General features: G+C 65.1%; 10 protein-coding genes. 3 read left to right on the top strand and 7 right to left on the bottom strand.

What is annotated here, in order from left to right:
• The first annotated feature begins 23 nt into the window (after positions 1-23).
• On the top strand, positions 24-1,688 hold the full coding sequence (gene pgi / locus HOP58_RS02195) for a glucose-6-phosphate isomerase (protein WP_234259399.1): 1,665 nt from the start codon (positions 24-26) through the stop codon (positions 1,686-1,688).
• 52 nt (positions 1,689-1,740) lie between these two features.
• Here pgi and crcB read toward each other — a convergent pair whose 3' ends face one another.
• Entirely contained in the window at positions 1,741-2,133 is a 393-nt protein-coding gene (gene crcB, locus HOP58_RS02190) for a fluoride efflux transporter CrcB (protein ID WP_234254836.1), read from the bottom strand.
• Positions 2,130-2,522, bottom strand: coding sequence for a CrcB family protein (locus tag HOP58_RS02185; protein WP_234254837.1), 393 nt, complete (start codon positions 2,520-2,522; stop codon positions 2,130-2,132). The genes crcB and HOP58_RS02185 overlap by 4 nt, the downstream gene beginning before the upstream one ends.
• A gap of 290 nt (positions 2,523-2,812) precedes the next feature.
• Here HOP58_RS02185 and HOP58_RS02180 point away from each other — a divergent pair, with 290 nt between their 5' ends.
• Both HOP58_RS02180 and HOP58_RS02175 read left to right on the top strand, forming a co-directional pair.
• Positions 2,813-5,122: a mechanosensitive ion channel domain-containing protein gene (locus HOP58_RS02180; protein WP_086511739.1), complete on the top strand. Its 2,310-nt coding sequence runs from the start codon at positions 2,813-2,815 to the stop codon at positions 5,120-5,122.
• Positions 5,123-5,374: 252 nt separating this feature from the next.
• The gene (locus tag HOP58_RS02175; RefSeq protein WP_234254838.1) at positions 5,375-7,081 is read left to right on the top strand and encodes a potassium/proton antiporter; all 1,707 of its coding nucleotides are present in this window, start codon (positions 5,375-5,377) and stop codon (positions 7,079-7,081) included.
• Here HOP58_RS02175 and HOP58_RS02170 read toward each other — a convergent pair.
• The 5 genes from HOP58_RS02170 to hemC form a co-directional block, all read right to left on the bottom strand.
• Positions 7,075-8,139 carry an AI-2E family transporter gene (locus HOP58_RS02170; protein WP_086511737.1) on the bottom strand — a complete coding sequence of 355 codons (1,065 nt, stop codon included), beginning with the start codon at positions 8,137-8,139 and terminating at the stop codon, positions 7,075-7,077. The genes HOP58_RS02175 and HOP58_RS02170 overlap by 7 nt on opposite strands.
• Positions 8,140-8,212: 73 nt before the next feature.
• Complete coding sequence (locus HOP58_RS02165; RefSeq protein ID WP_010625751.1) at positions 8,213-9,472, bottom strand: heme biosynthesis HemY N-terminal domain-containing protein; 1,260 nt, start codon at positions 9,470-9,472, stop codon at positions 8,213-8,215.
• A complete protein-coding gene (locus HOP58_RS02160) occupies positions 9,469-11,070 on the bottom strand; it encodes a uroporphyrinogen-III C-methyltransferase (protein WP_234259398.1) in 1,602 nt (533 codons plus the stop codon). The genes HOP58_RS02165 and HOP58_RS02160 overlap by 4 nt, the downstream gene beginning before the upstream one ends.
• Positions 11,071-11,076: 6 nt before the next feature.
• Positions 11,077-11,874: a uroporphyrinogen-III synthase gene (locus HOP58_RS02155; protein ID WP_234259397.1), complete on the bottom strand. Its 798-nt coding sequence runs from the start codon at positions 11,872-11,874 to the stop codon at positions 11,077-11,079.
• On the bottom strand, positions 11,875-12,813 hold the full coding sequence (hemC, locus tag HOP58_RS02150) for a hydroxymethylbilane synthase (RefSeq protein ID WP_234254841.1): 939 nt from the start codon (positions 12,811-12,813) through the stop codon (positions 11,875-11,877).
• Between the last annotated feature and the right edge of the window lie 9 nt (positions 12,814-12,822).

Here is a 12,822-nt window from a genome sequence, read left to right as displayed (position 1 = left end):
GCGCCCGCACGTGCGAGGAAACCATGTTCCATCTGACCCGCAGCGTCACCTGGCAGGCTCTCCAGCGGCTGCAGCAGGCCACCGCCAACGACCGCATCAGCGACTACTTTGCCGCCGACCCGCAGCGCTTCGACAAGATGAGCCTGCGTGTCGGCGGGCTGTTCCTCGACTACTCCAAGCATCACGTCTCCGAGGCGGTGCTGGCCAAGCTGCTCGAACTGGCCGACCACTCGGCGCTGGTGCAGCGCCGCGCCCAGATGTTCTCCGGCGACATCATCAACGTCACCGAAGACCGCCCGGTGCTGCACACCGCCCTGCGCAACCTCGGCGAGGGCCCACTGATGGTCGACGGCAAGGACGTGATGCCCGAGATCCAACGCACCCGCGAGCAGATCAGGCTGTTCTCCGAGGCGGTGCGCAGCGGCGAGTGGCGCGGCTACAGCGGCGAGCGCATCCGCGACGTGGTCAACATCGGCATCGGTGGCTCGGACCTCGGCCCCAACATGGCCTGCCGGGCGCTGCTCAAGTACCGCCACAGCGAGCTCAATTTCCACTTCGTCTCCAACGTCGACGGCACCCATATCCAGAAGGTGCTCAAGCGGCTCGACCCGGCCACCACGCTGTTCATCGTCTCGACCAAGACCTTCTCCACCCAGGAGACGCTGCTCAACGCCAAGACCGCACGCCGCTGGTTCCTCGACAATGCCGGCGAGGGCGCCGACGTGGGCGCTCACTTCGTCGCCGCCTCGACCAACAGCAAGGCGGCCATGGAGTTCGGCATCCGCGAGGAGAACGTGTTCGAGTTCTGGGCCTGGGTCGGTGGCCGCTACTCGATGTGGTCCTCCATCGGCCTGCCCATCGCGCTCTCCATCGGCTTCGATGGCTTCATGGAGATGCTAGAGGGCGCCTATGCCATGGACCAGCACTTCATCGAGGCCCCCAACGCCCGCAACATGCCGGTGCTGATGGCGCTGATCGGTATCTGGTACATCAACTTCCTCGGCGCCGAGACCCAGGCCATCGTGCCTTACGACCAGGCACTGCATCAGCTGCCGGCCTTCCTGCAGCAGCTCGACATGGAGTCCAACGGCAAGTCGGTGGACATCTTCGGCCATCCGGTGAACTACAAGACCGGGCCCATCGTCTGGGGCCAGACCGGCTCCAACGGCCAGCACGCCTTCTTCCAGTTGCTGCACCAGGGCACCCGCTACGTACCCATCGACTTCATCGCCTCGCTCAAGCCCGAGCCCGGCGTCGAGGAGCACCACTTCGCCCTGCTCACCAACATGCTGGCCCAGGCCAACGCCTTCATGATGGGCAGCCAGGAGGGTAGCCAGCTCGACCCCTACAGCTGCCCCGGCAACCGCCCCTCCAGCGTGCTGCTGCTCGACGAGCTGACGCCGCGCAATCTCGGTGCGCTGATCGCGCTCTACGAGCACAAGGTGTTCGTGCAGGGGGTGATCTGGAACATCAACTCCTTCGATCAGTGGGGGGTGCAACTGGGCAAGCGCATCGCCGGCGAGATCAGCGAGCGCATCGACGAGCGCAGCCAGGAGTTCGATGCCTCGACCCAGGGCCTGCTGGCGCTGGTGCGCGAGCACTTCCGCTCCACCCCCGAGACGGAGGAGACGGTGGAGCCGGCCAAGACCGGCAAAGCGGAGAAGAAGGTGGCAAAGGCCAGGCGCTGACAGCGCCGGAGAAAAAGGGAGACAGCGCCGCAGGGAGCCAGGCGCGGGCCCGTCAGGCGTGACGGGCTCGCACGAAGCGGTCGCCCCACCAGGCCGCTGCCAGCCACAGCGGAACGCTGAGCAAGACGTAGAGCAGCGCCAGGCCGGGGCGGCCGAGTTCGAGCAGGAAGAGCGTCTCCAGGCTGAACAGCGAGAAGGTGGTGAAGCCGCCGCAGAAGCCGGCCACCAGGAACGGCTGCCAGCGCGCCACTCTGCCGCCGACCCGCAGGGCAGCATAAGCGGCGAAGGCGGCGATCAGCCACGAGCCCAGCAGGTTGACCGCCAGCGTGCCCCAGGGGAAGGCCGGGCCTAGCGTGGCATGGGTGGCCAGCGATACCAGATAGCGCAGCGTCGTGCCCAAGGCGCTGCCCAGCCCCACCGCCGCATAGGCGCGCCAGCCGTTCATGTCAGTCGCCCCGTCAGCCACCAGCCAAACGCTGCCAATGCCAGCCCGGCTACCAGGGTGACGGCAACGTTGCCGATCGCCCCCCGGCGGTGGCCGCTCTGCCACAGGGTCAGGCTCTGCAGGCTCAGCGAAGAGACGGTGGTATAGCCGCCCAGCAGGCCGACGACCAAAAACAGCCAGCCGCCCGTCATCTCGCCCCCTCGGGCCAGGCCGAACCAGCCGGCCAGCGCACCGGCCAGCAGCGCCCCGCTGAGATTGACGAACAGAGTGCCCCAGGGAAAGGCGGTACCCACCCACCTGGCAAACAGGTTGGTGATTGCCAGGCGTGCCATACCACCCAAGGCACCGCCCGCTGCTACCATTAGCACTAGCCCCACGCTCGCATTCATGCGCCTCTCTCGTCGCTGTCGCCAGCCGATGCTAGCCGACTCGGGTGGCCGAGACAAAAAGAAAGCCATCCGGGGGACGGATGGCAAGAGGGATGTCGAACTTGGTGCAGGGAATCGCGCCACAAGGGGGATGGCGCAGGTTAAATATTACACAACAATCAAATGATGTACAATAGCCGAATAAGAAAGCCGGGCGTGCAGCACAAGCATTCGTTCCTCACGCCTTGAACCCGTATGATTGGCTCAGTACGCTTCGCTGCCTGCCGACACGCCCGAAATGGAGGACCTGCGTGATTGCCCAACGGATTCTTGCCTGCCTACTGGTCTGGCTATCTATCGCCCTGCTGGCGTCTTCGCCGGCCTTGGCGCAACCCGCCGACAACGGCGCCGCTCCGGCCCCTGAAGTACTGGCCGAGCTGCTCGAGAACGAGCAGACCCGTCAGCAGCTGATCGAACATCTGCGTCGTCAGGCTGCCGCCGACCCGGGGCTGGCTGCCGAACCGGATGGCGCGATATCGCTGCCCAGGCAGCTGGCCGAAATGACTAGTCGCGTCGTCAGCGATATCGGTGGCGAGATGCGCAACCTGTTCGACGTGGTGGCTGGCCTGTTCACCGCCGAGACCGACACCACCGCCATCGACTGGGGCGACTTTCTCACTGCGGCGATCAACCTGGGGCTGGTCATCGCCGCCACCTTCGCCCTGTTCATGGTATTCCGCCGCTTTGAGCGGCCACTCTTCGTTCGCTTGAGCCATTGGAAACAGCAGAAAGGTGGGCTCAATCCCACCATTCGACTCGTTCTAGGGGTACTGGCCGCTGCCGTTGCCGACGTGCTGGTGGTGGCGCTGGCCTATGTGGGCGGCAACCTGATCGCCACCTTCGCCGTGGGCGAGACCGGCGAACTCTCGACCCGCGCCTCGCTGTTCCTCAACGCCTTCTTGATCATCGAGCTGATCAAGGCGGCCGTTCGCATGCTGTTCGCCTCGCGCTACGAGGGGCTCAGGCTGCTGCCCATCTCGGCGGCCGAGGCCTCCTACTGGAACCGCTGGCTGGCCCGGCTGATCGGCCTGGTCGGCTACGGCCTGCTGGTGGTGGCGCCACTGACCAGCGTCTATCTGGCCCCGACCATGGGCCAGGCGGTCGGCGTGCTGATCATGTTCGGCGCCTTCATCTATGCCGTGGCAGTGGTGCTGAAGAACCGCCTGCGCATCCGCGATGAGCTGAATGCCATGGCGGCGCGCTCCGACTTCACCGCGACCCGGGTCACCCTGCAGTTGTTCGCACGCACCTGGCACCTCTTTGCTTTGCTCTATTTCCTGATAGTGCTGGTGCTGACCCTGACGCGCCCGGTCGATGCGCTGCCTTTCGTTCTGATTGCCACCCTGCAAACCTTGGCGGTGGTGATCGTAGGCATGCTACTTTCCAACCTGCTGACCCACTCCATCGGACGGCGTATCCGCCTCTCCGACGACCTGCGTCGCAAACTGCCGCTGCTCGAGCCACGGCTCAACAGCTACGTGCCCAATGCGCTGCGGTTCATCCGCACGATCATCCTCATCGTCGTGGTGCTGCTGATACTTAATGCCTGGGGCGCCTTCGACCTGGCCGCCTGGTACGCCTCCGAAGCCGGCCGAAGCGTAGTGGCCATGGTCGCCAGCGTAGCCACGATTCTGGCCCTGGCCGTTGCCGTATGGCTGGCACTAGCCAGCCTGATCGAGCACAAGCTCAATCCGGAGACCGGTACCGGTGAGCCCGATGCCCGCGCCAAGACGCTGCTGACCCTGTTCCGCAATGCGCTGGCCATTGCGCTGATCACCATGACCGGGATGATCGTGCTGTCGGAGATCGGCATCAATATCGGCCCACTGATCGCCGGTGCCGGGGTGCTGGGTCTTGCCATCGGCTTTGGCGCCCAGAGGCTGGTGCAGGACATCATCACCGGCATCTTCATTCAGGTGGAGAACGCCATGAATACCGGCGACGTGGTCTCGGTGGGCGGCATCACCGGCACCGCCGAGCGGCTCAGCATTCGCTCGGTTGGCATCCGCGATCTCGCCGGCACCTACCACATCGTGCCCTTCTCCAGCGTGGATACCGTCTCCAACTTCATGCGTGATTTCGGCTACCACGTCGGCGAATACGGCATCGCCTACCGCGAGAACATCGACGAAGCGATCATCGCCTTGCGCGAGGCATTCGATGAACTGGCCGCCGACGAGACCCACAAGATGAACATCGTGGCACCGCTGGAGGTGGCTGGCGTCACGGCTCTGGCAAACAGCTCGGTAAATCTTCGCGTGCGCATCAAGACCACGCCCGGCACTCACTGGGGCATCGGTCGCGCCTACAATCGCCTGGTCAAACTGCACTTCGACGCCAGGGGCATCGAGATTCCCTTCCCGCACACCACGCTCTACTTCGGCCAGGACAAGACCGGCTCGGCCCCGCCCGCCAACCTGCGGGTCATGCAGCAGGACTTCACCATCGACGGCAGCCCCGCGGGCCAACCCAAATCGGAAGATAGCCATACCGACGACCGCTACGACCCCAGGGCAAGACCCAATCCGAAATTCAAAGGGGATTTCGACGAGGAAACCTGACCTTCCACACCTCGGCGGATGAGCTACTGGTGTAGTCATCCGCCATAGCGACTGCCTTTTTAAGCGCGCCCCGGCAACTGCCGACAGCGACTTCAGCCAGGCTTGCCCAACAAAGCTGCACTCGTTATATTAATCAACCACTTAAAATCAAAGCGCACGTTAAACCACAGTGCATTCATAAACGCTACTCACAAACACGGGCTTATGGACAAGGATATGAGTCTCTGATAGCGCCGACTCGGGGCCTAGCGAATGGACACTATCAACACCCTGTTTCTACTTTCCGGCTCCTTGCTGGCGCTGAGCATCCTGGCCAGCCGGCTCTCCTCCCTGTTCGGCTTGCCCTTGCTGGTTCTCTTCCTCGCCTTGGGCATGCTGGCAGGCGAGCAGGGCCTGCTTGGCATTCGCTTTGACGATTATCCCCTCGCCTTTACCATCGGCCACCTGGCATTGGCGCTGATCCTATTGGACGGTGGCCTTCGCACCCGCCTTTCGACCTTTCGCTCGGCCTTCAAGCCGGCTCTCTCGCTGGCCTCCATCGGAGTCTTTCTCACCAGTGGCATCACCGGCCTGATCGCCATGTGGGTCTTCGACCTCAGCTTGATCGAGGGACTGCTGATCGGTGCCATCGTCGGCTCTACCGATGCGGCTGCCGTCTTCTCGATGCTGAGCGGAAAAGGCGTGAACCTCAACGAACGGGTCGGGGCGACGCTGGAGATCGAGTCAGGTACCAACGACCCGATGGCGATATTCCTCACTATCATGCTGATTGAAGTGCTGGTCGGGGATATCGGGGGAGTGGTGGAAACCACGCTTTTCTTCTTCCAGCAGTTCGGTGTCGGAGTGGCAATGGGGGTCGCGGGTGGCTGGCTGATCGCGCGCTTCATGCGCTGGGTCGACCTGGAGCCCGGCCTCTACTCGCTTCTCGCCCTCGCTTTGGGCTTCTGCGTCTTCGGTCTGACTAGCGTCGCGGGTGGCAGCGGCTTCCTGGCCATCTATCTTGCCGGCTTGATGATCGGCAACCAGCCGGGCAAGCACTTGAATTTCATACTGCCCGTCAATGACGGCCTGGCTTGGCTCAGTCAGATAGGCCTGTTCCTGGTGCTGGGCCTACTGGTCAATCCCACCGACCTACTCGAGTATGCCTTACCGGCCACCATCGTGGGACTGGCCCTGATCTTCGTGGCGCGCCCGCTGGCCGTAGTGCTCACGATCAAGCCTTTCTTCAAGTTCCGCTGGCACGAAATCGGCTTCATCTCCTGGGTCGGGCTGCGTGGCGCGGTGCCCGTCGTTCTGGCGATCTTTCCTGTAATCGGCGGAGTTGAGAACGCCTCGCTCTACTTCAACGCAGCCTTTGCCGTGGTACTGATGTCGCTGCTGATCCAAGGCGGCACCATTCCCTTGATGGCTCGTCTGCTGAAGGTCGAGGTACCGCCGGGGGTGACACCCGAACAGCGCGGGCCGCTCGGCATCCTACCGGAGGACGATTACGAGTTGTTCGTCTATCGGGTCGAGAACCAAGCGCTGGACGATGTGCCAATCCGTATGCTGCGCTTTCCCTCCGGGGCCTTGATTTCGGCGCTATTCCGCGAGCGCGACATGCTCCATCCCAAGGGCAGCACCCGTCTACAGCTTGACGACGTAGTCTGCGTGATTGGCCGCAACCATGATCTGCCGGCGTTGAACAAGCTGTTCAGCGGCGAGAAGCGCCTGAAGAAAGCCCAGGAATTCTTCGGCCCCTTCGTGATTGACGCTGAGGCCCGCATGGCCGATATCGCCAAGGCGTATGGGCTCTCGGTGACGCCCGGCGAGGGTGACGTTTCGCTTGGTGATTTTATCTCCAAACGCGTAGGCGGCCATCCGGTAGTGGGCGACGACGTCAGTTGGCATGGCATCCACTGGGTGGTCAGCGAGGTGGCGGGCGACAAGGTGCTCAAGGTGGGGGTGCGCTTCTATTGAGCTGGCGCTTGCCTTGGCCAGGCCAACCACAGCGCCTTGACCAGGGTGGCCAGGGGAATCGAGAAGAACAGCCCCCAAAAGCCCCAGATGCCGCCAAAGAACAGCACCGCCACGATGATAGACACGGGATGCAGGTTCACCGCCTCGGCGAACAGCAGCGGCGCCAGCACGTTGCCATCCAGCGCCTGGATCACGCCGTAGGCCAGGATCACGTAGAGAAATGGCTGGGTGAGACCAAAGTGGAAGCCCGCCACGGCGGCAACGGGAAGGGTGACGACGGCAGCACCGATATAGGGGAGCAGCGTCGAGAGCCCTACCAGAATGCCCAGCAGCAGCGCATAGGGCAGCCCGAACAGGGCAAAGGTGGCATAGCTGACCGTGCTGACGATGAGGATTTCGAGCGCCTTGCCCCTCACGTAGTTGCTCAACTGCACCTCCATTTCCGCCCAGACCTGGCTCATCAAGGTGCGCTTCTCCGGTAGGAAGGGCAGGAAGAAGCCCAGCAGCACTGCGCGATCCTTGAGCAGGAAGAACACCAGGATCGGTACCAGCACCAGATAGATGATGAGCGCCATGACATTACCCAGCGAAGCCAGCGACAGCGCCAACAGCCGCTGGCCGAGCTGGGTGGCCTCGCGCCCGGCCATGGCGGTCCACGCCTGCATCTGCTCAGGGCTCACCAGATTGGGGAAGCGCGTCTCCAACTGCCCCAGCAGCTCCTGGCCCTGACCGACGATATAGGGGATCTCCTGCACCAGGGCAGTCAGCTGTGACCACACCAGCGGAATCAGCAGTAGCACGACCTTGAGCAGCAGCCCGATGAACACCACGAAGACCGTGATCACCGCCGTCAGGTGCGACATGCCCCGCCGCGTGAGCCGCGTTACCGCCCCCTGTAGCAGAAAGGCGAGCACCAGTGCCGTGAGGAAAGGCGCCAGCATGCGCCCCAGCCAGAGTACGGTGGCAAAGCCGACGATGAGCAGGACGAGCAGGATCACCGCCTGTTCGTCGGAAAAGTATCGGGACGTCCAGCGCTGCCAGACCTGCTTGAGTGCCACGGTGTCCTCCTGCGACACGGGAAAGGGGCGCCGTGGCGCCCCTTACGTTGCCTTGCGACGGTTTGAAGCCGACTCAGCTAGCCTTGGGAGAGGCCGGCTTCGCATTCGTTGCCTCGGCGGGTTCGGCCGGCTGCGGCAGCGAGGGTAGCGACTTGTCGAGCAGTTCGACGCTCTGGCGATAGTAGAGCTGGCTCTTGTTGTGCTCGCCCAGGTTGGCATAGAGCCGCGCCAGCTCGGCGCAGACCAGCCCGCTGGGTCGCTGGCGCTGGCTCGCCTCGAAGTACTCCTGGGCCTTGCCCCAATAGGCGTTGCGCAGTGCCAGACGGCCCAGGGTCAGCAGCAGGTCGGGGTCGTTGGGGCGCTCCTGCAGCCACTTCTCGGCATGCACCAGCTGACGTGCCGGGTCGACGTTGAGCAGCCCGTAGCGCAGCACCAGGCGACTGTCCCAATGCTCCTTGAGCGAATGGCGCAGCAGACGCTCGGCGATACCCTCCTCGTCGCCCCGTACCAGCGCTTCGGCATACAGCACGATCAATTCGACGTTGCCGCGTAGCGAATCCGGCATATCGGCCCACAGGCTGCGAATGCGCTCGACATTCCCCGGGTCACGCGACTCGTGTACCAGCAGCTCCTTGTAGGCGCGCAGCTCCAGTTGGCCGCGCTCCTGGGGCGAGATCAGTTGGCGCGAGGCCAGACGCGGCATCAGGCGACGCAGACCCTCCCAGTCGTTGACGCTGAGATAGGCCTGCTTGAGCTGCTTGAGCACCTGAGGGTGGTTGGGCAGCTGACGGTCGAGGCGGGTCAGGATGGCCAGCGCTTCCTCGTACTGCTGACGGTCCAGCATCAGTTGGACCTGCATCAGCCCCACTGCGGTGTCGGCGCCTTCGGTGGAGAGGTGGGCACGCTTGAGCAGCGTGTCGGCCTGCTCGTAGCGGCCCTGATAGTGGGCCGCCAAGGCGGCGGAAAGATAGTTGACCAGGGGCGTGCTGGAGTCGTCGGCGGCCTTGACCAGTGACTTCTCGGCGCGCTTCCAACGTCCTTCGGCCAGCGCCACCAGGCCGCGCACGGTGCGCTTCATGGCGTTGCGATGTCGCGTGCGGCGATTCCACACCTTGAGCCGGCTGACGGGATGGCTCATGCGCATCAACAGGCGCAGCACGAAGTGCAGGACGAGGAAGGCGGCCAGCAGCAGTACCAGGCCGAACCAGAACGAGGTCTGGTAGGAGGTATCGCCCACGCGCACCAGCCAGTAGCCCGGCACCGATACCATCAGCTGGCCGAGCAGCGCTCCCAGCGCCAGGCCGAAGAGAACGATCAGCAGCAGCTTTCTCATGCCTCATCTCCCCGCTCGCCGCGCGAACCGAAACGACGCTCGATGAACTCGGCCAGAGCCTGCTGGGAGCCGCTGATGTCGGGCAGTTCGGGCTGGATGTTCTCGCCCTTGAGCTCCTCGAGCCGCGCGATGACGGCCTGGACTTCGTTACGCTCAGTGTCGTAGTAGCCTTCGATCATGGCCAGGGCCTTGTCGAGGCTGGCCTCGTAGAGTTCCTGCTCCTCCTTGAGCAGCGCCAGCTGGGCCTGCTCGAGAATCAGGCGAGCGCTTTGACGCAGGTAGGACTCCTGCTCCGGCGTGACCAGCGCCTCGAGCGCCTCGTCGTGATGACGGATCACCACGAGTTCGCGCAGCTCCTGACCGAAGCGGGAGAGCTGATCCTGCCATCCGCCGGTGGGCGCTTCCTCGATGCCGGGGCGTGCCGGGATCTCCTCCAGCTCGCGGGACAGCGGCAGCTGTGCCAGACGCTGTTGCTGGGCGTTGAGCGCCAGATAGAGGCCGCTGCGGTCGACGCGGGGCACGCCGTCGAGTACCGAAAGCTCGGCGGCGATAGCACGTCGTACGGAGAGCAGCGCCGGGTTGTCAGCCTCGTTCAGACGGGCATCGGCGGTACGCAGCAGCGCCGCGGCTCCTTCTACGTCACGCTCCAGTTGCAGCCGCTGGTTGGCCAGGCGCAGCAGGTAGGCGGCTTCGGCATGGAGCCATTCGCGCTCGTCGGCATCCTGCTCACGGGAAAGCTCGGCCAGCACCTGGTCCAGGGCGCCGTCGACTTCGCTGCGGTAGCTGGCGAATTCGCTGCGCATGGTTTCGATCGCCTCGGCTACCTCGGCGTCGCGGGTCTCGTCGGCACGCTCCAGCTCCTCGCGCAGGGTGGCGACCTCGTCGGCGGACGCCGCGCCTTCGGCGCGCTGCTCGAGTTCGGCCAGGCGCTGCTGCTGTTCGTCGAGACGCTCCCAGGCGTTCCAGGCGAACAAACCGGCGCCGATGCCCAGAAACAGCACCAGGATCAGGGCCAGAACACCGGCGGCACGGCCACCACCCTGGCCGCCGCCGCTGGCAGTAGCTGCCGGCGGCGGGGTCGCCGCGCCGCCGACCGGTGCCGCCTTGGCAGCGGCGCCATCGCTCTTGCCGGTACTCTTCCCAGCGCTCTTGCTGCCACTGTCGCTGGCCGCAGGCTTGCCCGCTGCGGCCGGCTTGTCGGCAACCTTGTCAATAGCCTTGTCGCTACCGGCGGATTTGGCGGGCTCAGGCTTGGCCGCAGCGGGTTTGTCGCCGCCCTTCTCCTGAGCGGCCTTGGTCTCGCCAGGGGCCGGGGCGACGGGCTGAGCCGGCTTGTCGGCAGCGCTGGCAGTGTCGTTGGCAGCAGGGCCGGCATCCTTCTTGTCAGCAGGGCCGGCAGCGCTTGGGGAGCCGCCCGCAGGCGCGGCGGCGGGCTTCTCGCCGCTCTTGGCGTCGCTGCCCGGCGCTGGCGAAGACGCCGCACTCTTGCCGCTGTCGCTGGCGGGCTTCGCCTTTGCCTCCGCCTCGCGGCCCTTGCCGTCCTGTCCCTTGCCGGAAGACGCCTTCCGTTCATCCTGATCGTTGGTCTGCTTGCTCATCTGTCGCTAGCCCTTTTCGAGATCGTCTTGATCGACATCGGCATCCTCCTGGTTACAGGCCGCGGCCACGGCACTGGCGAGAGCCGCCGGCGTGGCACCCGCCGCTACCACGGGAGTGCGAAAACCCAAGTTGCTGGCCAGTGTAGCCAAACGGCGACTGGACACGATTAGCGGTTGGTTCAAGGTGACCCTGGTGCACCATCTTGCCAGATGTTCGAGCAGTTCGCCGCTGCTGACCACCAGCGCCCGAAACTCGCCGCGTGCCAGGCGCTGCTGAAGCTCCGGCGGGGGCGCCTGCAGCCGCCGGCGGTAGAGCGCTACCCGTGTGATCTTCGCGCCGCGTGCCGCCAGGGTATCGGCCAGCAGCGTACGCCCGCCTTCGCCGGCCACCAGCAGCACGCGCTGATCGTTCAGCGAGCGCAGCGAGGCGAGTTCGAGCAGCGCCTCGCTGGTATCCTCGCCTGCGGCGGCCGGGGGCAGGTGGACCCGCACGCCGAGCCGCTCGTGGAGCGTCTCGGCGGTGGCCGCCCCCACCGCATACCACTGGGTGCCCAGCGGCAGCTGCGGCCAGTAGCGATCCAGGGCTTGGTAGAGACATTCCGCGGCGAAGGGGCTGACCACCACCACCTTATGGAAATGGTCGAAGACGAGCCAGGCCTGGCGCAGCGCCGGGTCTTCCGGCAACGCTTCCAGTGCCATCGCCTCGAGATTGAGCGCTGCATAGCCCACGCCCTCGATGGCCGCCGTCAGCGCAGCGGCGCGCTCACCCGGGCGGCAAATGAGAACGGCGGGCCCGGCAGCCATTCAGGCGCCGTAGACCTGCGCCAGGATGTCACCGGCGCCCTGCTCCAGCAGCTCTTCGGCCACCCGAACGCCCAGCGCCTCCGGCTCGTGAATCGAGCCGCGCCCCTCGGCGCGCAGCACCTGGGTGCCCTCGGGGTTGCCCACCAGCGCGCGCAGCCAGAGCGTCTGGCCGTCGTTCTCGAAGGTGGCGTAACCGCCGATGGGCACCTGGCAGCCGCCCTCGAGGCGGGTGTTCATGGCCCGCTCGGCGCGTACCCGGGTGGCGGTGATGGGGTCATCCAGCGGCGCCAGCAGCGAGATCAGCTCCGGGTCGTTGATACGACACTCGATTCCCAGCGCCCCCTGACCACAGGCCGGCAGACACACCTCCGGCGCCAGCTCCTGGGCGATACGCTCGCCGAGCCCCAGCCGCTTGAGGCCGGAGGTCGCCAGGATGATGGCATCGAACTCGCCGGCATCGAGCTTGGCCAGGCGGGTCTGGACGTTGCCGCGCAGGGTCAGGATCTCCAGATCGGGGCGCTGCTCGCGCATCTGCAGCCCGCGACGCAGGCTGGAGGTGCCGATGCGGGCGCCCTCGGGCAGCTCGTCGAGCGAGCCATAGTCGTTGGAGACGAAGGCATCGGTGGGCTCGGCACCGGCAAAGATCACCGACAGGCCGAGACCCTCGGGGAAGTGCATGGGCACGTCTTTCATCGAGTGCACGGCGATGTCGGCGCGGCCGTCCAGAATCGCCTCCTCGAGCTCCTTGACGAACAGGCCCTTGCCGCCGATCTTCGCCAGCGGCGTATCGAGAATCTTGTCGCCGCGGGTGGAGAGCGCCACCAGCTCGACCTCGAGCCCCGGGTGTTCGGCCATCAGCAGATCGCGAACGTGTTCGGCCTGCCACATGGCCAGTAGACTCTTGCGGGTGGCAATGCGCAGCGTGTTGATGGATCGCACGTGGTTCTC

The sequence above is a fragment of the Halomonas sp. MCCC 1A11062 genome, from assembly GCF_021404355.1.
Lineage (GTDB): Bacteria > Pseudomonadota > Gammaproteobacteria > Pseudomonadales > Halomonadaceae > Halomonas > Halomonas aerodenitrificans.
Note: the sequence above shows the minus strand (reverse complement) of the source record. Positions and strands in the feature narration are given on the sequence as shown.